The 19989-nt window shown below is 68.2% G+C and carries 16 protein-coding genes; 13 read left to right on the forward strand and 3 right to left on the reverse strand.

What is annotated here, in order from left to right:
* Window positions 1-126 precede the first annotated feature (126 nt).
* From QO011_RS25330 to QO011_RS25385, 12 genes are all read left to right on the forward strand, one after another.
* Complete coding sequence (locus QO011_RS25330; RefSeq protein ID WP_307278267.1) at window positions 127-1134, forward strand: GlxA family transcriptional regulator; 1008 nt, start codon at window positions 127-129, stop codon at window positions 1132-1134.
* A gap of 349 nt (window positions 1135-1483) precedes the next feature.
* On the forward strand, window positions 1484-3073 hold the full coding sequence (locus QO011_RS25335; protein ID WP_307278269.1) for an ABC transporter substrate-binding protein: 1590 nt from the start codon (window positions 1484-1486) through the stop codon (window positions 3071-3073).
* A 121-nt stretch (window positions 3074-3194) separates the two neighbouring features.
* The gene (locus tag QO011_RS25340) at window positions 3195-4208 is read left to right on the forward strand and encodes an ABC transporter permease (protein ID WP_307278271.1); all 1014 of its coding nucleotides are present in this window, start codon (window positions 3195-3197) and stop codon (window positions 4206-4208) included.
* A gap of 3 nt (window positions 4209-4211) precedes the next feature.
* Window positions 4212-5087: an ABC transporter permease gene (locus tag QO011_RS25345; RefSeq protein WP_307278274.1), complete on the forward strand. Its 876-nt coding sequence runs from the start codon at window positions 4212-4214 to the stop codon at window positions 5085-5087.
* Window positions 5084-7180: a dipeptide ABC transporter ATP-binding protein gene (locus QO011_RS25350; RefSeq protein ID WP_307278276.1), complete on the forward strand. Its 2097-nt coding sequence runs from the start codon at window positions 5084-5086 to the stop codon at window positions 7178-7180. Before QO011_RS25345 ends, QO011_RS25350 begins: the two co-directional genes overlap by 4 nt.
* Window positions 7177-8439, forward strand: coding sequence for an MFS transporter (locus QO011_RS25355; RefSeq protein WP_307278278.1), 1263 nt, complete (start codon window positions 7177-7179; stop codon window positions 8437-8439). Before QO011_RS25350 ends, QO011_RS25355 begins: the two co-directional genes overlap by 4 nt.
* Before the next feature lie 105 nt (window positions 8440-8544).
* The gene (locus QO011_RS25360; RefSeq protein ID WP_307278281.1) at window positions 8545-9318 is read left to right on the forward strand and encodes an SDR family NAD(P)-dependent oxidoreductase; all 774 of its coding nucleotides are present in this window, start codon (window positions 8545-8547) and stop codon (window positions 9316-9318) included.
* Between the two features lie 51 nt (window positions 9319-9369).
* Window positions 9370-10413 carry an NAD-dependent epimerase/dehydratase family protein gene (locus QO011_RS25365; protein ID WP_307278282.1) on the forward strand — a complete coding sequence of 348 codons (1044 nt, stop codon included), beginning with the start codon at window positions 9370-9372 and terminating at the stop codon, window positions 10411-10413.
* Between the two features lie 27 nt (window positions 10414-10440).
* The gene (locus QO011_RS25370) at window positions 10441-11379 is read left to right on the forward strand and encodes a polysaccharide deacetylase family protein (RefSeq protein WP_307278283.1); all 939 of its coding nucleotides are present in this window, start codon (window positions 10441-10443) and stop codon (window positions 11377-11379) included.
* A gap of 2 nt (window positions 11380-11381) precedes the next feature.
* A complete protein-coding gene (locus tag QO011_RS25375; RefSeq protein ID WP_307278286.1) occupies window positions 11382-13100 on the forward strand; it encodes a thiamine pyrophosphate-requiring protein in 1719 nt (572 codons plus the stop codon).
* Window positions 13101-13117: 17 nt separating this feature from the next.
* Window positions 13118-14482: a dihydroorotase gene (locus QO011_RS25380; protein ID WP_307278289.1), complete on the forward strand. Its 1365-nt coding sequence runs from the start codon at window positions 13118-13120 to the stop codon at window positions 14480-14482.
* Window positions 14483-14484: 2 nt separating this feature from the next.
* The gene (locus QO011_RS25385) at window positions 14485-15258 is read left to right on the forward strand and encodes an SDR family NAD(P)-dependent oxidoreductase (RefSeq protein WP_307278292.1); all 774 of its coding nucleotides are present in this window, start codon (window positions 14485-14487) and stop codon (window positions 15256-15258) included.
* Window positions 15259-15354: 96 nt separating this feature from the next.
* On the opposite strand, the gene QO011_RS25390 is transcribed toward QO011_RS25385, so the two are convergent.
* Genes QO011_RS25390 through QO011_RS25400 form a run of 3 tightly spaced genes read right to left on the reverse strand, consistent with a single transcriptional unit; the run spans window position 15355 to window position 18997 of the window.
* Window positions 15355-16350 carry an ABC transporter permease gene (locus QO011_RS25390; protein ID WP_307278295.1) on the reverse strand — a complete coding sequence of 332 codons (996 nt, stop codon included), beginning with the start codon at window positions 16348-16350 and terminating at the stop codon, window positions 15355-15357.
* Window positions 16347-17867, reverse strand: coding sequence for a sugar ABC transporter ATP-binding protein (locus QO011_RS25395; protein WP_307278298.1), 1521 nt, complete (start codon window positions 17865-17867; stop codon window positions 16347-16349). Before QO011_RS25395 ends, QO011_RS25390 begins: the two co-directional genes overlap by 4 nt.
* Entirely contained in the window at window positions 17852-18997 is a 1146-nt protein-coding gene (locus QO011_RS25400) for a sugar ABC transporter substrate-binding protein (RefSeq protein ID WP_307278300.1), read from the reverse strand. The genes QO011_RS25395 and QO011_RS25400 overlap by 16 nt, the downstream gene beginning before the upstream one ends.
* Here QO011_RS25400 and QO011_RS25405 point away from each other — a divergent pair.
* Window positions 18961-19989 carry a LysR family transcriptional regulator gene (locus QO011_RS25405; protein ID WP_307278302.1) on the forward strand — a complete coding sequence of 343 codons (1029 nt, stop codon included), beginning with the start codon at window positions 18961-18963 and terminating at the stop codon, window positions 19987-19989. The genes QO011_RS25400 and QO011_RS25405 overlap by 37 nt on opposite strands.

The raw sequence follows: 19989 nt of genomic DNA on the forward strand, positions 1-19989 counted from the left end.
GCCCTGACCTTGGCAGTACCGGTCAAAGACCCATCCCGCTTCGGAGCCGCCTGACCGCGGCGGCCTCGCCGACGGCCCTGTACCCATCCTCGGTCAGCGACAATCCGGAAGAGGGCGCCGCCGGCCATGACACAGAGGCAGACCGCGAACGCCCTCGAGGTCCTGGCCGCTGCGGACGAGCCGATCAGCATCGGCATTCTGCTGCTGCGGCATTTCCCCTTCATGACCTTCGGGGCGGCGCTCGACCCGTTGCGTCAGGGCAATCGCCTGGCCGGACGACCGGTGTTCAAATGGACCCTGATCTCCGTGGATGGCGCCGGGGTGATGGCCAGCGCCGGCCTGACGATGCCGGTCGACTGCTCGATCGACACGATGCCGCACTGCGACATGGTGATCGTCTGCGCCGGATTGGAGCATGCCAGCCACTACAGCCCCCGGCTGTTCACGTGGCTGCGCCGGCTTCACCGGCAAGGCTGCGTCCTCGGCGCCATCAGCACGGCCCCGTTCATCCTCGCGCGGGCAGGGCTTCTCGAAGGGCGCCGCTGCGCCGTCCACTGGGAGCAGTTGCCGCTGTTCCAGGAGGAGTTTCCCAACTGCATCGTCACCAACGAGATCTTCGCCATCGACGGGCTCTTCGTCACCTGCTCGGGCGGCACGGTGACGCTCGACATGATGCTCTACATCGTCGCCGCCTGCCGGGGACGGCCTCTGGCCGCTGCGATCTCGGACCAGTTCAACCATCCGGAAATCCGGCAGCAGCACGATTTCCAGCGCATGAAGCCGCAATCGCGCTTCTCCATCCGGCATGCCAAGCTGGCGGACGTGATCACCGCCATGGAGGATAGTATCCAGGACCCGGTGGACCTCCAGGTGCTGGCCCGCCGCGTGCACCTGTCGACGCGGCAGATGGAGCGGTTGTTTCTCCTGCATCTGGGGAAGACGCCCTCCGCCTTCTACACCGGCCTGCGCATGGCGCGGGCGCGCGACCTCGTCCTGCAGACGGATCTTTCGATCTCTACTGTCGCCCAGATCTGCGGATACATGTCGACGACGCATTTCGCCCGCACCTATCGCGCCCATTTCGGGGTGACGCCGCGCGTCATGCGCAGCGAGGGCATCTTGCCGCGCAATTGAGCACGCCGGGCATTTGGGCAGAATGGCGCCGGTCATGTCGCCTATTGTAGGTCAAATGTCGCATCAGTGCGTTTCCACGCCTCTGGAAGCGGCTTAGTTCTCATTCATACGACAATCCTGCTCCAGTCGTTGTGAGCGGGTTGTGCTGTATCGATGAAGAGCAGAAATCTGGAAAAGACCGAAGGGAATGCCGTCTCGCATCGAGATTGGCCGGAAGTTTGAAGAATACCCTGCAGAACAAGCTATCCGAGATGGGGATCATCCAGTGACGACGAATCCGCATTCACATATTCCGACCTTGTTCGAAGAGTTCAGGACCGGCCAGGCCAGCCGCAGGCAATTCCTGCGCATGGCGACGTTGCTGGGCCTGTCCGCGGCGCTCGCCTATGAGGCGGTCGGGGAGATCGACCCCGTCGGCACGGCGCAGGCGGCGGACATGCCCAAGGGCGGCAACCTGCGCATCGGCATGCGCTGCATGGAGATCAAGAGCCCGCACCTGGCCGATTTCGCCGAGCGCTCCAACGTCATCCGCCAGGTGTGCGAGTATCTCACCTTCACCGGCCGCGACAACATCACCCGTCCCTATCTCCTGGAGAAGTGGGACGTCAGCGACGACCTCAAGACCTGGACGCTCCATATCCGCAAGGACGTCAAATGGCACAATGGCCGGCCGCTCACCGCCGATGACGTGGTCTGGAATCTGAGGCGCGTCAGCGATCCGGCGGTCGGCTCCTCGGTGCTCGGCCTGTTCACCGGCTATCTCGTGGAGGAATACCAGACCGGCGAGAAGGACAAGGACGGCAAGCCGAAGACGTCGAGCCGCCTGTGGTCGGACAAGGCGATCGAGAAGGTCGACGATCATACCGTGCGGCTGAATGCCTTCGCGCCGCAGATCGCTGTGCCCGAGCACCTGTTCCACTATCCCATGTTCATCATCGATCCCGCCGAGAACGGCGCGTTCGGGCCCGGCTCCAACGGCACCGGGCCGTTCGAGCTCGTCGAGTTCACGGTCGGCAAGAGCGCCAAGTACAAGGCCCGCAAGGACTATTGGGGATCCGCCCCCTACCTCGACACGTTCGAGTTCGTCGATCTCGGCGACAATCCGGGCGCTCAGATTGCTGCGATCGCGTCGCGCCAGGTCGACGGCCTGTCGGAAGCCGATGCCGTGCAGATCAACGCGATGAAGACCTTCCCGCATGTCGCGGTGCACAAGGTCGACACCACGCAGACCGCCGTCGCCCGCATGCACCCGGACCAGAAGCCCTTCAACGACAAGCGCGTGCGCCAGGCCATGCGCCTCGCCGTCGACCACGACAAGGTCATCCAGACCGTGCTGCTCGGCGCCGGCACCTCGGCCGAGGACCATCACGTCGCCCCGACGCATCCCGAATATGCGGCCCTGCCGAAATACGGCAAGGACGTGGACAAGGCCAAGACGTTGCTCGCCGATGCCGGCTATCCCGACGGCTTCGAGATCGACATGGTGACCCGGCCCGATCCGATCTGGGAGCTCAACACCGTTCAGGTCCTGGCGGAGCAGTTCAAGGACATCGGCGTCAGGATCAACATCAAGGCCCTGCCCAGCGCCCAATATTGGGATGTCTGGACCACGGTGCCCTTCAGCCTCACCGCCTGGGGCCACCGCCCCCTCGGCATCATGACGCTGTCGCTCGCCTACCGCTCGAACGCGGCGTGGAACGAGTCGGGCTATTCCAACCCCGAGTTTGACAAGCTGCTGAGCCAGGCCGAGGGCATCCTCGATCCGAAGCAGCGCAGCGCCGTCATGGCGAAGATCGAAGCGCTGATGCAGGATGACGGCCCGATCGTCCAGCCGTTCTGGCGGGTCTTCTCGACGGTGATGGACAAGAAGGTGATGGGCTTCCAGCTCCATCCCTCGCAGTACATCTTCGCCAACGAATACGCGGTGGCAGCCGCCTGATCCCGCCGGGCCTGCCCCTTTTGCGAGCCTGTCCCCCGCCCAGCCGGAGGGCAGGCTCCGGAATTGCGTCCTGCCTGCCGCGGCCGGCGGCGCAACCCGAACCGGATATCGGCTTGTCTCGATGGTCTCCTTTCTCATCCGGCGCCTGATCATGATGCTGCTCACCATGCTGGTGGCGTCCTTCGTGGTCTTCGCCGTGTCCGAGCTCACGCCGGGGAGCGTCGCCAGGAAATCGCTGGGGCCGTTCGCGACCCAGCAACAGGTCGACATCCTGACCGAACGCCTCAAGGCGAACGATCCGCTGCTCATCCGCTATGGCCGCTGGCTCGGCGTCCTGACCGGCGTCCTGGCCGACCCGCTCCAGGACCCGGCCAGCGGCCTCAACTTCACCGATCCGCGCGGCCGGCGCTATTTCGGCAATTTCGGCTATTCGACCCTCTACAAATTGCCGGTCAACGACGTGATCTGGGACCGCCTCGGCCACACGGCCATTCTCGCCGGGCTCGCTTTCGCCCTCATCGTGCCGCTCTCGATCGTCGTCGGCGTCCTGTCCGGCCTGAAGGAGGGCGGCGCGCTCGACCGTATCCTGTCGGTCGTCTCGATCACCTTCACCTCCGTCCCCGAATTCGCCTCCGGCGTGTTCCTGGTCACCGGGTTCGTGATCCTCTGGCCGGTCCTGCCGGGAACTAGCCCGATGGACGCGAGCGGCGGCTGGTCGGTGCCCTCCCAGCTCGTCCTGCCGGTCGCGGTGCTCGTCATCTACGATTTCGGCTATGTCGCCCGCATGATCCGCGTCTCGATGATCGAGGTGATGGAGAAGCCCTATATCCGTACCGCCATCCTCAAGGGCCTGAGCCCGCGGCAGGTCATCTTCGGCCACGCCCTGCGCAATGCCATGATCGCGCCCTTCACGGTGCTGCTGCTGCAGCTCAACTTCCTGATCAGCGGCGTGGTGGTCACCGAGCTCGTCTTCGCCTATCCCGGCTTCGGCCGCATGCTGCTGGAGGCGAGCCTGTTCGGCGACATCTCGACGGTGGAGGCTGCCACGCTCGTCACGGTCGCCGTCGCCATCGTGACGCAGTTCCTCGGCGATCTCGGCTACATGGCCCTCAATCCGCGCATCAGGGTGGCCTGAGCCATGGCCTCCGATCGCATCGAGACGCTCCCCGCCACCCGGCGCAAGCCCGTCCGCCGGACGAGCGGCTGGCTTCGGATCTTCGGCTCCCGCACGGCGGTGATCGGCCTCATCCTGATCCTGGTCTGGGTCGTTCTGGCCATCCTCGCGCCGGTGCTGCCGATCCCTTCACCCACCGACCAGGACGTCATGGCGATCGCCGATCCCACGCCCTCGCCCGCCCATTGGCTCGGCACCGACATCCTCGGCCGCGACATCCTTTCCCGCCTGATCTTCGGGGCGCGGACGGTGCTGGTGGTGGCGCCGCTCTCCGTGGCGGTCGCCGTGTCGGTCGGCATCCTTATCGGCATGCTGTCCGGCTATTTCGGCGGCGTCGTCGACATGCTGGTCAGCCGCCTGTCCGACGTGATCCTCGCCTTCCCGGTCCTGGTGCTCTACGTCATCCTGATCGCCAATATCGGCCCCTCCGTCCTCAACATCATCATCGCCACCACCATCGCCTCGGCGCCCGGCATCGGGCGCATCGTGCGCGGGCTGGTGCTCGACCTCAAGGAGCGCGACTATGTCGCCGCGGCGCGCCTGCGGGCGGAGAGCACGCTCTACATCATGATCGTCGAGCTCCTGCCCAATTGCCGGGGGCCGCTGATCGTCGATGCCTGCCTGCGCCTGGGCTACACCATCATCACCATCGGCATTCTCGGCTTCCTCGGCCTCGGCCTGCCGCCGCCCAATCCCGACTGGGGCGGCATGGTGCGCGAGACGACCACCGTGATCAGCGTCTGGCCGCTGATGTCGGTGGCCCCGTCGATCGCCATCGTCAGCCTGGTCCTCGGCTTCAATCTCCTGGCCGACGGCATGCGGGAGGCGTTCAAGCCATGACCTTGCATGAACGAAGCCGTGCAACCCAGCCCTCCCCGGCAGGCGACGCCCTGCTGGAGGTCCGCAATCTGCGCATCGAGTTCAAGGGCCGGGACGACACGGTGCTGGCGGTGCCCGATGTCTCCTTCCGCATCGCGCCCGGCGAAGCCTATGGGCTGGTGGGCGAATCCGGCTGCGGCAAGACCACCACCGCCATGGCCGTGATGGGCTATCTCGGCGGCAATGGCCGGGTCGTCGGCGGCAGCATCCGCTTCGAGGGGCAGGAGCTCGTCGGCGCCCGGCCGGACGTGCTGCGCTCCATCCGCGGGCGGCGCATCGCCATGGTCTATCAGGAGCCGATGAGCGCCCTCAATCCGGTGAAGACGATCGGCGCGCAGCTGGCCGAGGTGCCGCTTCGCCATCTCGGCGCCGGCAAGGCCGAGGCGATGGACATGGCTGCCGCCATGATCGAGGACGTCCGCCTGCCGGACCCGCGCGAGATCCTGAAGCGCTATCCCCATCAGCTTTCCGGCGGCCAGCAGCAGCGCATCGTCATCGCCATGGCCCTGCTGGCAAAGCCGGCGCTGCTGCTGCTCGACGAGCCCACCACCGGCCTCGACGTCACGGTCGAGGCCGCGGTCCTCGACCTGATCGGCGATCTGCGCCGGCGCTACGGCACCAGCCTGCTCTACATCTCGCACAATCTCGGCCTGATCGCCGCCACCTGCGCCCGTGTCGGCATCATGTATTCCGGCGAGATCGTCGAGGAGGCGCCGACCGCGCAGCTCTTCCGGAACCCGCGCCATCCCTATGCGCAGGGTCTGCTCGGCTGCATCCCCGATATCCGCGCCGACAAGCGCTCGCGGGCCCTGATGCCGATCCAGGGGCAGATTCCCCTGCCGCACGAGCGCCCGGAAGGCTGCTTCTTCGGGCCGCGCTGCGGCCATTTCCAGGCCGCGCGCTGCGGCGGCGCGCCGATCGCCATGCAGCAGGCCGGCGTGACGGATCATGCGGTGCGCTGCGTGCGCTGGAACGAGATCGAGGCGCCGCAGCCGGTCGGCCACGACGACACCCACGCCATGACGGCGGCGCAGCAGGCGCTCGATGTCGAGGACGTCACCAAGCTCTATGTCCTCGGCCGCGGCAAGGCGCGGACGGTGGTGGCCAACGAGGCAGTGTCGCTGACGGCGGGCAAGGGCGAGATCCTTGCCCTGGTCGGGGAGTCCGGCTGTGGCAAGTCGAGCCTCGCCCGCATCGTCGTCGGCCTGGAGGAGGCGACGTCCGGTCGGATCCGCTTTGCCGGCGACGACATTGCCCGGGCCGATGCCCGGCACCGCTCGAAGGCGATGCTGCAATCGATCCAGATGGTGTTCCAGAACCCGGACGGCACGCTCAATCCCTCCCATCCCGCGGCCTTCTCGATCCGACGCACCATCAGCAAGTTCGGCATCCGCAAGGGCCGTGCGGCGATCGACCAGCGCGTGCGCGAGCTCCTCGACATGGTTCGCCTGCCGCCGGCCCTGGCCGAGCGCCGGCCCAGCCAGCTGTCCGGCGGCCAGAAGCAGCGCATCGCCATCGCCCGCGCCTTCGCCTCCGATCCCAGCCTCATCGTGGCCGACGAGCCCGTCTCGGCGCTTGATGTCTCGGTGCAGGCCGCCATCGTCACGCTGCTGCTCGACATCCAGCGCGAGAAGCACGCCACGCTCGTCTTCATCAGCCACGACCTCGCCCTCGTGCGGCACGTCGCCGACAGCGTCGTCGTGATGTATCTCGGCAAGGTGATGGAGCGCGGGCGCGTGGAGGAGATCTTCAGCCCGCCCTGTCATCCCTATACCGAGGCGCTGCTGTCGGCGGTCCACAGCCCCGATCCGGATGCTGCGCCGAAGGCGCGGATCCGCCTCGCCGGCGAGACGCCGAGCCCGATCAACGTGCCGCCCGGCTGCCGCTTTGCCTCGCGCTGCCACCGCAAGCTGGGGACGATCTGCGATATCGTGGCGCCGCCGATCCGCAGCCTTTCGCCGACGCATGAGATTGCCTGCCATATCGAGCCGGATGCCCTGGCGGGGCTGCCTCCTGCCTTCGCCGAGCCGGACCGGGACAAGCAGCCCGCATGACCGCCATGCCTTCTTCCGCTCCGGGATTGCGGCAGACGCTTGCTCTGGCGCGCGAGATCCTGCCCCTGATGGCCGCGATCTGCATCGCCGGGTCGGGCAATGGACTGCTCACCACGGTGGTTTCGCTCCATCTCGGCAGCGGCCGCTTCGATGCCGGCGCTGTCCGGATGATCCTGTCCGGCTTTCCCGCCGGCTTCCTGCTCGGATGCCTCCTCGCGCATGGCATCGTGGCGCGCCTCGGCCATGAAAGGACGTTCCGCGCCCTGGCCGTGCTCACCGCCCTGGCCGGGCTCGGCTTCGCGCCGGGCGAGCAGCCGCTGCTCTGGTTCGGCCTGCGCCTCGTCAACGGCCTGTCGATGGCGATCCTGTTCATCGTGGCCGAGAGCTGGATCAACCTCTATGCCGGGGCGCGCAATCGCGGCACGCTGTTCTCCCTCTACATGCTGATGACCTCGCTGAGCGTGCTGCTCGGCCAGCTCATGGTGCGGCTCGCCGATCCCCAGGGCGCGGCGCCGTTCATCCTTGCCGCCGGCGTCGGTCTCGGCGGCGTGCTGGTGTCCAGGTTCGTGACGCGCCCGTGGCCGGCCTTGCCGGTGCCGGAGCCGCCGCTGCCGGCCGAGCCTGCCCGGGTGCGGGAAAGCTTCGGCCTGTGGCGCCTCGCCTGCCTCGCGCCGGTGACCGTCATCGCCGCCTTCCAGGCGGGCATGACCAATCTGAACGTCTTTGCCATGACCCCGCTCTATGGCGAGCAGGTCGGCCTGCCCGCCACCACCGTCATCGGCCTCACCACCGCGTTCAGCATCGGCGGGCTCCTTGCCCAGTCGCCGATCGGCTGGCTGTCCGATCATGTCGACCGGCGCCTGCTGCTGGTGCTGACCGCCGGGCTGGCGGCGCTGCTGTGCGGATCCATCGCGCTGGCGAGCGACGGTCCGGCCCTGCTGCTCTTCGCGCTGTTCTTCGCCTACGGCGCGGTAACGCTGACGATCTATCCCCTCGCCGTCGCCTACGGCAATGCCCGGCTCGAGAGCCGGTTCATGGTCCTGGTCTCCGGCCGGCTCCTGCTGCTCTACGCCATCGGCGGCGTCGCGGCGCCCCTCCTGTCGACCGACCTGATGCAGCGTTTCGGGCCGGGGGCGCTCTTTGTCCTCCTGGGCAGCGGCGCGTTCTGCGTGACGGTCGCGGCCTGCTTCAACCTGCTGCGATCGCCAGTTCCCGCCGGCGGCACCGAGAGCGCGCCGGCTCTCGACATCGGAGACTAGCGCCATGGTTCAGGCGTCGAGCAAGGGCAATGCCATGCCGCACCACGCCGCCGATCACACGCCCCATGAGGGCAGGGTGGTGCGCGGCTGGCCGGTGCTCGCGTCATGATCGGGATATCGCCTGCCTCCCCCGGCCGCCTTGCCGGCCGAGCCATCCTGATCAGCGGCGGCGCCAGCGATATCGGCGTGGCGACGGCCCGGCGCTGCGTGGCGGAAGGCGCCCGCGTCGCCTGCGCCGATCTCGACCGGGACGCCGCACGGCGTGTTGCCGGCGAGCTGGGCGCGCAGGCGATCGGGGTGCATTGCGACGTGACGCAGGCCCATTCCGCCAAGGGCGCGGTGGACGCCGCCATCGCCGCCTTCGGGCATCTCGACGGCTATGTCCACAATGCCGCCGCTCCCTCGCGCGACGGCGATGTCGTCGAGCTGGACCCGATGGACTGGCATCGCGAGATCGACGTCACGCTCACCGGCGCCTTCCTGATGGGCAAATATGTGGTGCCCGCGCTGGCAAAGGCCGGCGGCGGCTCGATCGTGCTGGTCGCCTCGCAGCTCGGCCATGTCGCGACGGCCCGCTCGGTCGCCTATTGCTCGGCCAAGGCCGGGCTGATCCACCTCGCCCGGCTGATGGCCGTCGACCACGCCGCCGCGGGCATCCGCGTCAACAGCCTGTCGCCGGGCGCGGTGCGGACGACGCGGCTGTTGCAGCGCTGGCCGGATCTCGACGCGGCCGATGCCGGCCTCGCCGGACATTACCTCGCCGGGCGCATCGGCCGGCCCGACGAGATCGCCGCGGGCGCCGCCTTTCTTCTTTCCGGCGACGCCTCCTTCGTGACGGGCACGGACCTGCTCGTCGACGGGGGCTATGCCGCCCGTTGACGTCGAGCCACGCCGGCCGGACCCGGCGACAACAAGGAGAAGGGAGCGACCATGACCCTCTTGGTGACCGGCGGCGGCGGCTTCGTCATGAGCGTCGTCGTGGGCGAATGGCTGGCGCGCGACCCCGCCAACAAGGCGGCGATCCTCGACCGAGGGCCGCTCGATGCCGCGGCCGAACGCTACTTCGCGCCGGTCCGCGAGCGCCTGACCGTCATCGAGGGTGATGTTTGCCGGGCGGAGACCTGGGCGAGCGCGCTCGACGGGCTCGACATCACGGCCGTGGTCCACGGCGCCACCGTCACGCCGATCTCGCGCGGCAGCGCCGCGGAAGCCAGGCGCCAGCCGGAGGCGGAAGATCCCGCCCGCATCGTCGAGGTCAACCTGATGGGCACCGTGCGCGTGCTGGAATGGGCGCGCGGCAATCCCGCCGTGCGGCGCTTCGTCTATGTCAGCTCAGGGTCCGTCTATCGCCATCACGGGCCGGACTGGCAGGGCGAGCCGTTGCCGGAGGACGGCTATGTCGCGCCGCTGACCCTCTACGGCATTGCCAAACATGCCTCCGAGATGGTGGTCAACCGCTATGCCGACCTCTTCGGTCTTCCGGCCGCCTCGGTGCGGCTGTCGTCGATCTATGGCCCGATGGACCGCGTCACCGCGAGCCGCAGCTTCCGCCATGTGCCGAACCGGGTCGCCCATTTGGCGCTGGCGGGCGAGGAGATCAGGCCGAACAGCCTGGACAGCGCCGGCGACTATCTGAGCTCGGTCGATGTCGCGGCTGCGATCCTCGGCCTGATCGAGGCGCCGGCCCTGCGCTATCGCCACTACAACGTCGCGAGCGGCGCCATCACCACCAGCGGCGATTTCATCCGCTGGGCCGCGGAAAAAGTGCCGGGCCTGCGCTGCCGGGTCACGCCCGATGCGAGCGCCAACATCGTGCAGGATCCGGCGCTGCGCGACGGCATGTGGGGGGCCTACGACACCGCCCGTATCGAGCGCGATACCGGCTGGCGCCCGCGGCCGCTGCGCGAGGCCTTCCACGCCTACATGGACTGGATCCTCGCCCATGAATCGGCCGCGGCCGACGGCCAGGCCTGAACTGGTCCTTCCTCTCGAGAGATTGCCATGAGCGATGATCTGAATGCCGTCTTCCAGGGTCCGGGCCGCGACTTCATCGGCTATGGCCGGAACGCTCCCGACGTCGTGTGGCCCGGCGGCGCCAGGGTCGCGGTCAACCTCGTGCTCGTCTACGAGGAAGGCTCCGAATATTCCTGGCTCGAGGACGGCCGCAACGACAATTGGGGGGAGTACAATATCCCCAATAGCCCGCCCGTGCGCGATCTCGGCACGGAGACCCATTTCGAATACGGCAGCCGTGCCGGCGTCTGGCGCCTCGCCCGCCTGTTCGATCGCCACCAGGTGCCGGTGACGGTCTCGGCCTGCGCCGTGGCGCTCCAGCGCAATCCCGACGTCGTCGCCTGGATGAAGGCGAGGGGGCACGACCTGCTCGGCCATGGCCTGCGCTGGTCGGAATATTGGACCTTGAGCCGAGCGGAGGAGCGCGAGCAGATGCGCCGGGCGAACGAGCTCTATCGCTCGCTCCTCGGCGTGCATCCGCCGGGCTGGAACTGCCGCTCCTTCCCCAGCGTCAACACGCGGGACCTCATCATCGAGGACGGCGAGTTCCTGTATTATTCCGACCCCTGCAACGACGACATTCCCTATTTCGTCGAGCACGCGGCAGGGCGCCTCCTCGTGGTGCCCTATTCGAAGACCCTCAACGACAGCCGCTACCTGATCGCACCGGGCTACGGCAATCCGCGGGATTTCGCCGAGGATTGCCGCTCGGCCATCGGCTATCTCCTCGAGGACGCCGAGGAGGCGGGCGGCAAGATGCTCACCATCGCCGTCCATGCCCGCTGGACGGGCCAGCCCAACCGGGCCTCGGGCCTGCGCGAGGTGATCGACTTCGTCAACCGCACCGAGGGGGCGATCTTCATGCGGCGCCAGGACATCGCGCGCTACTGGCTGGACAACCACGCCTCCTTCCTGCCGAGGGGCTGACGATGTCGTTCGGTGCCGCCGACTATGATCCCCACCTGTCGGCTCCCACGTCGAAGACGCGTCTGAAGGGGGCCGAGATCGTCGCCGCCATCCTCAAGCGGGAGGGCCTGAAGCAGATCATCGGCTTTCCCAACAGCGAATTGTTCGATGCCCTGGCCGAGCTCGACATTCCCCCGGTCATCACGCGCACGCCGCGCGTGGCGGTGAACATCGCCGAAGGCTATGCCAGGGTCACGGGGGGCCGGGAGCTCGCTGCCGTCACGGTCCAATATGGCCCGGGCGCCGAGAGCGCCTTCGGCGGCATTGCCCAGGCGTTCAACGATCGTTCGCCGATCCTGTTCCTGCCGACCGGCTATCCGCGCGGGCACGAGGCGGTGACGCCCAATTTCGAGGCGAGGCGCAATTTCCGCCATGTCACCAAATGGTGCGAGGCGATCGCCCGCATCCAGGACCTGCCCCGGCTCATGCATGCGGCGCTATCGCGCGTGCGCAACGGCGCGCCCTCGCCGGTGCTGCTCGAATTGCCGGTCGATCTTCTCGCCGAGCTTGGGGAGGTCGACCTTGCCGAGTATCGGCGCCCGGGCCGGTCGCTGCCGCAGGCCGGGGCGGGGGAGATCCGCGAGCTGGTCGGCATCCTCCTGAAGGCGCGCGATCCCCTGATCCTCGCGGGGCAGGGCGTGCTGTCGTCGCAGGCCTCGGCGGAGCTGGTCGCCTTCGCCGAATTGCTCGGGATACCGGTGGCGACCACGCCGAACGGCAAGAGCGCCTTTCCCGAGACCCATGCGCTGTCGCTGGGCACCGCGGGCCGCGCGCGACCCGCGACAGTCGATCATTTCATGACACGGGCGGATGTGGTCCTGGCTATCGGTTCGAGCCTGACGCGCTCGCACTACATCCTGCCGATTCCGGCCGACAAGACCCTGCTGCAGGTCACGCTCGGCGAGGCCGATCTCGGCAAGGACTACCCGATCGCTCAGGGCGTGATCGGCGATGCCCGCGCGGCGCTGCGCCAGATGCACGACGAGGCCGCCGAAGCGCTGAGCGGCGGCGAAGGGCGAGGCGCGAGGCGCGCCGCGGTCGAGAGGGAGATCGCCACGATTCGCGCCGCCTTCATGCAGCGCTGGATGCCGCTGCTGACAGCCGAGAGCGTGCCGATCTCGCCCTATCGGCTCGTCTGGGAGCTGGTTCAGGAGATCGACCCGGAACGCACCATCGTCACCCATGACGCCGGCAATCCGCGTGACCAGTTCACGCCGTTCTACCAGGCGGTGACGCCCGGCTTCTATCTCGGCTGGGGCAAGACCACGCAACTCGGCAGCGGCCTCGGCTTTGCCATGGGCGCCAAGCTGGCCCGACCGGACGCAACCGTCGTCAACATCATGGGCGAAGCCGCCTTCGGCATGGTTGGCATCGATTTCGAGACGGCGATCCGCTGCAACCTGCCGATCCTGACCGTCGTGCTGCGCAATCACGTGCTAGGCGGCTATGCCGCCAGCATGCCGGTTGCCACCCGCAAATATGGCGCCAACCGCATGTCGGGCGAATATGCCCCGATCGCGCGGGCGCTGGGGGGGCATGGCGAATGCGTCACCGATCCCGCCGAGCTTCGACCCGCGCTGTTGCGCTGCCTCGGCGAGGTCCGCGGCGGACGCGCCGCGCTGCTGGAGGTCGTCACCCATGAGGAGAGCCGTCTGGCCGGGCTGAGCCCGGAGATGCGCTGAAGCGACGGGATCCCGTGATGTTCGATCTCATCCTGCGTGGCGGCACGGTGGTCAATGCCGATGGGCCCGCCCGCGCCGATGTCGCCATCGCCGCGGGAAAGGTGGCGGCGCTGATGCCGCCGGGCGAGGGCGCGCCGGCGCGCCTGGAGATCCGGGTCGACGGGCTGCACCTGCTGCCGGGCCTCGTCGATGCCCATGTCCACCTGCGCGAGCCCGGCCTGACCCACAAGGAGGATTTTGCCTCCGGCTCGCTCGCTGCGGCAGCGGGCGGGGTCACCACCCTCCTCGACATGCCCACGGACGAGCCCTGGACGGCAGCGGCAGCGGATCTTGAGGCCAAGATACGGTCGGCGCAGGGGCGCATCCATGTCGATGTCGGCTTCCAGGTCGCCCTGCGGCGCGATCTTGCCGACGTCGCGGCGCTGCGTCGGCTCGATCCCGTCTCCTTCGAGCTCTTCACCGCGGATGTGCCGGAGCCTTTCCTGCACGCGACGATGGACGATGTCGTGCAGGCCCTGCGGGTGATGGCGCCTCTGGACGTCCTCGTCGGCATATCCCCGGGCGACCAGTCGATCCTCGCGGGGGAGACGGCGCGCGGCCTCGATTTGCCAAGGGATGCCGCCGCCTTCTGCAGAAGCCGTCCGCCCCTCGCTGAGGCGGCCGGCATCAGCCGGGCCTTGCTTGCGGCTTCGCAGACCGGCGCCCGCATCCATGTGCGCCAGACGAGCTCGGCCCTCGGCATCCGAACCTGGCAGCGCCTGCGCGATATCGCCGACGCCAGCATCGAGACGACGCCCCAATGCCTGCTCTTCGCCACGGATGCCTATGACCGGTTCGGCGCCAGCCTGAAAGCCTCGCCGCCGCTGCGCGACAGGGAGGATGTCGCCAACCTGCGCGAGGCCTTGCGGTCCGGCGCCATCGACATCGTGGCGACCGACCACGCTCCGCACAGCCCGGCGGAAAAGGCGGCCGCCTATCCCGCCTTCGCTGACATTCCCGGCGGCATCCCCGGGGTTCAGACCCTGCTCGCGGCGATGCTGCATCTCGTCGACGCGGGTGAGCTCAGGCTGCAGGACGTGGTGCGGGTCTGCAGTGTCAATCCTGCCGCACGCTTCGGCCTTGCCGGGCGCAAGGGCGCGATCCGCCCCGGCCATGATGCGGATATTCTCGTGCTCGATCCCGGGGCGACAACCATGGTGCGCCACGCCGACCAGCTGTCGAAGGCGGGCTATACGCCGTTCGACGGCCTCGAAATATCCTGGCGCCTGCGGACGGTCTTCCTGCGGGGCCGGGCGATCTTCGACGGGGGTGGGCCGGTGGCCGCGGCGAGCGGCCGCGTCGTGACGGCCTGCGCCCCCTTTCTATCCTTGCCCGGGAGGTGACGATGGTGCTGCTCGAGAACAAGGTCGCGGTGGTCACCGGCGCGAGCTCGGGCCTGGGGCGGGCGATCGCCCTTGCCTATGCCCGCGAGGGCGCGCGCGTCGTCCTCGCCGACCTGCGCGAGGAGCCGGTCGAGGGCGGCCTGCCCACCCTGGAGCTCATCCGGCAATCCGGCGGCACCGCGATCAGCCGTCCCACCGACGTGTCGCAATGGGCCGATATCGATGAGCTGGTGACGGCGGCGGTCGAGACCTATGGTCGCCTCGACGTGATGGTGAACAATGCCGCGACCTATACCAGCACCAACCTGGTCGAGACGGCGGAGGACCAATGGCAGCGCGTGATCGCGGTCAATCTCACCGGCGTCTTCTTCGGCTGCAAGCGGGCCGTCCGGCAGATGCTGAAGCAGGAGGCGGTCAACGAGGTGCGGGGGCGCATCGTCAACATCTCCTCCCAGCACGGCATGGTCGCCTCGCCCGGGGACCTGCCCTATGGCGTCAGCAAGGGCGGCGTGGTGCAGATGACGCGCCAGGTCGCGGTCGATCACGCCAAGGACCTCATCGTCTGCAATGCGGTCGCCCCGGGCAAGATCATCACCGGCAAGCCCGGCATCGCCAATGATCCCCAGGCCCTCGACTATTCCGTGCGCCGCACGCCCTGGCCTCGGCTCGGGCGCCCCGAGGACGTGGCCGGCGCGGCCCTGTTCCTGGCAAGCGACCTCGCAACCTACGTGACCGGCATCAATCTGCTCGTCGATGGCGGCTGGATGGCTGGTTAGGATTTGCCGGCGACTCGCTGGATCGAAGCGGCGCGAGGATCCTCTCTCCCGGCCGAAGGGCTCTGCGTGGCGCGCCGGAGAGCCCTCATTCCTCGATCAGGCGATTGTCCGGGCTCGCTTCAAGGCCATCCAGCGCGCGAGAACGATCGCCGCGAGCAGCGCCCCGCCGTTGAAGAACTGCTCCACGTAGAAGGCCGCGCCGAGTTGCTGGAGACCGGCGATTCCGGCTGCCAGCGTATAGACCGCGAGAATCGTTCCCCAGCTGTTGAAACGTCCCGGGCCCAGCGGCGCTGCGCCGAGGAAGACTGCGGCGAAGGCCGGCAGCAGGAAGTTCACGCCGATATTGGGATTGGCCGAGCCGAGCATCGCCGCCGAAAGAACGCCGGCGACGGCGGAAAGCAGGCTGCCGAGGACGAACGCCTGGAGCGTCATGCGCCGTATCGGAATGCCGACGAGCTCGGCCGCCCGGCTGTTGCCTCCGATCGCGAAGGCACGACGTCCCCAGGACGTGTGCTCATAGGCAAACCACAGGGCGCAGCCGGCAAGGATGACATAGATGCAGGGGAGCGGCACGCCGAGAACGGTGGCCCGCCCGAAGCCGAGGAAGGCGCCCGGCATCGCGCCGAAGATGGATGTTCCATCCGTATACCACTGGGTCGCTCCCTGAATGACGATCCCGGTGGCCAATGTCGTGATGAAGGCGTTGAGCCCGCAATAGGCGACGAGCCAGCCGTTCATGGCCCCGAGCGCCAGTCCGACGGCCAGCGTCAGCCCTATGGCGACCAGGGGCGACAGCCCCCCATAGACGATCAGGCCTGCGCAGAGCGACTGGGCGAGGGCGAGCTGGAACCCGATCGAGAGATCGAACTGGCCCGAGACCAGCGTCGGGATGGCCGCAAGCGCCAGCAGGGCGAGAACGGCATTCGTCGACGCGATCGTCTGCGCGTTGATGAGCGTGGGATAGGTCCTGGGCAGGGCGAGGGAAAACGCGAGGATGACCCCCACGAACAGCAGGTGCAGGCTGTATCGCAGGACGAGGCTCGACAGGCGCACCTGCGGGACGGCCCCTATGACATCGGCCTTGGCGGTCATGCGGAAAGCTCCCGGAGGGCGGTGGGATCGCTGGAGGCGTCTTGCGCGACCCTCATAAGGATGTTCCAGTCGAGTTCGCCCACGGCCAGCCTGCTGGCGGGCGCGCCGCGGCGCACGACGACGACGCTGTCGGCGATGTCGACGATCTCCTCGAAATCGCTCGAGCCATAGAGGATCGCGGTGCCGGCCCGCGCGGCATGGCGGACCAGGTCGTGCAGGTCCCGACGTGCGCCGATATCGACGCCGGCGGTCGGGTCGATGAACACGATCACCCTGGGCAGGCGGTCCAGCGCCCGCGCAAAGATCACCTTCTGCTGGTTGCCGCCGCTCAACGTCGCCATGATCCGTTCCGCGGCACGCGCGGGACGGACGTCGAGGCGCCCGAGGGAGTCGGCCGCTCGTTCGCCTTCCCGACGGCGCCCGCCAGTCAGGGCCGCGGGAAAGAGGTTCTCGCGCACGGTGAGATCGGCGAAGGCGGCCAGGGAGCGGTCACCCAAGACGATGTCCACGCCGACGCTGCGGGCCTGTCTGGGGTCGCCGCTCAGTCTCCTGCCGTCGAGACGGATTTCCCCGCCCGGGCAGGACTCGATGCCGGCGAGCCAGCGGCAAAGGCGATCATAGCCCGAGCCTCGGATGCCGGTCACCCCGAGGATCTCGCCTGCGCGCAGATCGATGTCGATCGGCACCTCGATCTCCCTTCCGGCGAGGGTCCGGCCGGTCAGACGGCTCGATCCGTCGATCGCCGAGGCCGTCGCCGTCCGGCGCGGCCGTGGTTCGCTGCCGGTAATCCAGCGCACGATATCGGCCATCCCGATTGTCGAGACCTCGCAGCTCGCCACGTTGCGGCCGTCGGCGAGCACGGTGGCCCGATCGCACAGGGAGAACACGTCCTCGAGGCGATGCGTCACATAGAGAAAGGCGGTGCCGTGCTCCTTCGCGGCTCGCACGGCATCGTGGATGCGAGCAGCGTCGGGAGAGGGAAGGCTGGCCGTCACCTCGTCGAGCACGATGACGTTCGCCTCGCCCTGCATCGCGCGGGCGAGCGCGACGATGGTCTTGTCGGCGTGGGAGAGTTCGCCCACCATGCTTCGCGGATCGATGCCGGCTCCGAGGCGGGCGAGCGCCCTGGTTGCCGCGGCGATGCAGGCCTTCTTGTCGATGATTCCGGCGCGGCAGACGAACCCGGTCTGGAATGCCATGTTCTCGTAGACCGGCAGGGTGTCGACGAGGCCGAGGTCCTGATGGACGAAGCGAAGCCCGGCGGCGGCCACGTCGGAGGGTCCGAAGCCGACCGGCAAGGTCCGCCCGCCGATCGCGACCATGCCTTCGTCCGGCCGATGGATGCCTGCGAGCACCTTGATCACCGTGGACTTGCCGGCGCCGTTCTCGCCGAGAAGGGCGTGAACCTCGCCCGCCTGCAAGTCGAGATCGATGCCGGAGAGAGCACGAACACCGCCGAAGCTCTTGACGATGCCTTTCGCCGAGAGAAGAGCGCCCGTCGTCACTGCTTGACCCACAGCTTGCGGAACTCGGCGGCGTAATCGACATCGCCGGTCCAGCCTGCGGTGGCAGGGGCATTGCCGGCATCGATCAAGCGGAAGGGGACCGATACGTCAGCGGCGGAGGCACCCGCGAAGGCCCGCGCCAGCTCGTCGGCTGCCTCCCACCCCATCCATTCCGCCGGATTGGCGATGGTCATCGCCTGATTGCCGTCGCGGATGGCGGCAATGCTCTGAGGGTCTCCTTCGTAGCCGGCAACCTTTATCGCGCCCGTCCGTCCGGCCTGACGCACGCCTTCGGCTGCAAAGAAGGCATTCGAATCGAACGGTGCCACGAGATAGGTCACGTCGGGATGCCGGCTCAAGGCCGAGGCGACGGCCCCCGGCAGGCGCTGGGCCATGGTGCCGATCGTCGACTCCACGCTCTCGATGATCGTGCAGCCGCCGCAGGAAGCGAGGCCCTCCCGGAATCCCTTGGATCGCTGGGCAAGCTCGGGAAACTGATTGTCCTCCACGAGCAGCACCTTGGCCGCCCCGCCGCTGTCCTTGGCCACCCAGGCGGCGACGAGCCTGCCCTGAGCCTCGTGATCCGGCCGGACCCAGGCGAACAGGCCACCCGCCTCGGCAGGCACCGGATTGAAGACCGAGACGACGACGATGCCGGCGGATTTCGCCCGGTCGAGAGCGTCGCCGACCAGCATCGGCGGAACCGCGGCGAGGACGATGCCGTCCGCGCCTGCGGCAATCGCCGACAGGATCGCGCCGTTCCAGGCGCCGGGGTCGCCCCGGCCGTCGATGACCTGGACCTTCCAGCCGAGCTCCTGGCCGGCCGCAACGACGCCATTGGCAGCCCGCACGCAGCCGATGCCCTGCGAGGAGCAGGTGATCACGTAGATCGTCTTGCCGGCCTTGACCTGGACGGCCTGGGTGGGGCCGGGCCAGGCTGCCAGGGGTTGGCGAGCCTGATCGACGGACAGATCGGCGGCGGCTGCCGCGACGGATACGATCACGCAGGCGCCCGCCAGAAGCGCGCCGCACACCCTCTTCAACATGGTCTCCTCCCGAAGTGGCGGCCTCTGAGGTCGGGCTCGTCCATCCGGGGACGGTACAGGTGGATCTGCCTCCGCAAAAATATATAATTCCCACACGATACATAGCCGTTCGACTATGGTTGGAGCGCTCCATGCAACGTGTCTTCGCGTCTCAAACCACTCTGCACAAGCTCGAGCTGTTCTGCATGGTGTGCGAGCTGCAGAGCGTGACGCGCGTCGCCGACCGCATGAGCGTGGCCCAGCCGGTCGTGACGGCCCATATCCGCTTCCTGGAAGAGAAGCTGGGCGTCCGGCTCTTCGAGCGCAGCGGCCGGCGACTGGTCCTCACGCCGGCCGGCAAGCGCGTCCACGTCTGGGCGAACGACGTGATCACGCGGACGCGGGAGCTGGAGCGCGAGCTCGACCTATCGGTCGACGGCGAGGCGGGAAATGCCATCGTCGCGGCGTCGATGACGGTTGCGTCCTATGTGCTGCCGCCGCTCTTCGCCGCGTTCCGGCAGCGCCATCGCCATGGCGGGATCAGCGTGCAGATCTCCAATCCGCAACTGGTGACCGCCGCCGTGCGGGATGGATCATGCGACTTCGGCGTCTGCATTCTCGATCCGCGGCACGATGTCGACGGGCTCGATGTCGAGCGCCTGTGGATCGAGCAGCTCATCCTCGTGGCGGCCGCCGGCAGCACCCTGGTGGGCGATGTCGCAACGGCGGACGAGATCGGCAGGCTGCCCTTCGTTTCCTCGCCGCGCAACCAGGTCCGCCGCGAGCTGGAGGAAGACGGCCTGCGGGCGCATGGCATCGTCGACAGGCGGATCATGCTGGAATTCGGGCATCCCGAGGCGATGAAGCAGGCCGTGCGCAGCGGTGCCGGTGTCGCCTTCGTCATGGAAACCTCGGTGCGCGACGAGCTGGAGCGGGGCTTGCTGCGCCATGTCCGCACACCGGGCCTGGATCTGCCCATCCCGGTCTTTCTCGTGCATCGACGCGGCAAGGGCTTCTCCGAGTTTCAGGCCAGGCTGATGGCGTTCGTGCGCGATGCCGTCGTCGCGGAGCGTCCGCCTGGCGATGGCGGCGTGACGAAGCCCCAATGA

This window comes from Labrys wisconsinensis, from assembly GCF_030814995.1.
GTDB lineage: Bacteria > Pseudomonadota > Alphaproteobacteria > Rhizobiales > Labraceae > Labrys > Labrys wisconsinensis.

Bases quoted from the DNA above. Each gene is read 5' to 3' on its own strand.
- QO011_RS25390 (WP_307278295.1), bottom strand. From the start codon at position 16,350: ATGACCGCCAAGGCCGATGTCATAGGGGCCGTCCCGCAGGTGCGCCTG.
- QO011_RS25330 (WP_307278267.1), top strand. From the start codon at position 127: ATGACACAGAGGCAGACCGCGAACGCCCTCGAGGTCCTGGCCGCTGCG.
- QO011_RS25350 (WP_307278276.1), top strand. From the start codon at position 5,084: ATGACCTTGCATGAACGAAGCCGTGCAACCCAGCCCTCCCCGGCAGGC.
- QO011_RS25370 (WP_307278283.1), top strand. From the start codon at position 10,441: ATGAGCGATGATCTGAATGCCGTCTTCCAGGGTCCGGGCCGCGACTTC.
- QO011_RS25340 (WP_307278271.1), top strand. From the start codon at position 3,195: ATGGTCTCCTTTCTCATCCGGCGCCTGATCATGATGCTGCTCACCATG.
- QO011_RS25355 (WP_307278278.1), top strand. From the start codon at position 7,177: ATGACCGCCATGCCTTCTTCCGCTCCGGGATTGCGGCAGACGCTTGCT.
- QO011_RS25365 (WP_307278282.1), top strand. From the start codon at position 9,370: ATGACCCTCTTGGTGACCGGCGGCGGCGGCTTCGTCATGAGCGTCGTC.
- QO011_RS25375 (WP_307278286.1), top strand. From the start codon at position 11,382: ATGTCGTTCGGTGCCGCCGACTATGATCCCCACCTGTCGGCTCCCACG.
- QO011_RS25385 (WP_307278292.1), top strand. From the start codon at position 14,485: ATGGTGCTGCTCGAGAACAAGGTCGCGGTGGTCACCGGCGCGAGCTCG.
- QO011_RS25380 (WP_307278289.1), top strand. From the start codon at position 13,118: ATGTTCGATCTCATCCTGCGTGGCGGCACGGTGGTCAATGCCGATGGG.
- QO011_RS25335 (WP_307278269.1), top strand. From the start codon at position 1,484: ATGGCGACGTTGCTGGGCCTGTCCGCGGCGCTCGCCTATGAGGCGGTC.
- QO011_RS25360 (WP_307278281.1), top strand. From the start codon at position 8,545: ATGATCGGGATATCGCCTGCCTCCCCCGGCCGCCTTGCCGGCCGAGCC.
- QO011_RS25345 (WP_307278274.1), top strand. From the start codon at position 4,212: ATGGCCTCCGATCGCATCGAGACGCTCCCCGCCACCCGGCGCAAGCCC.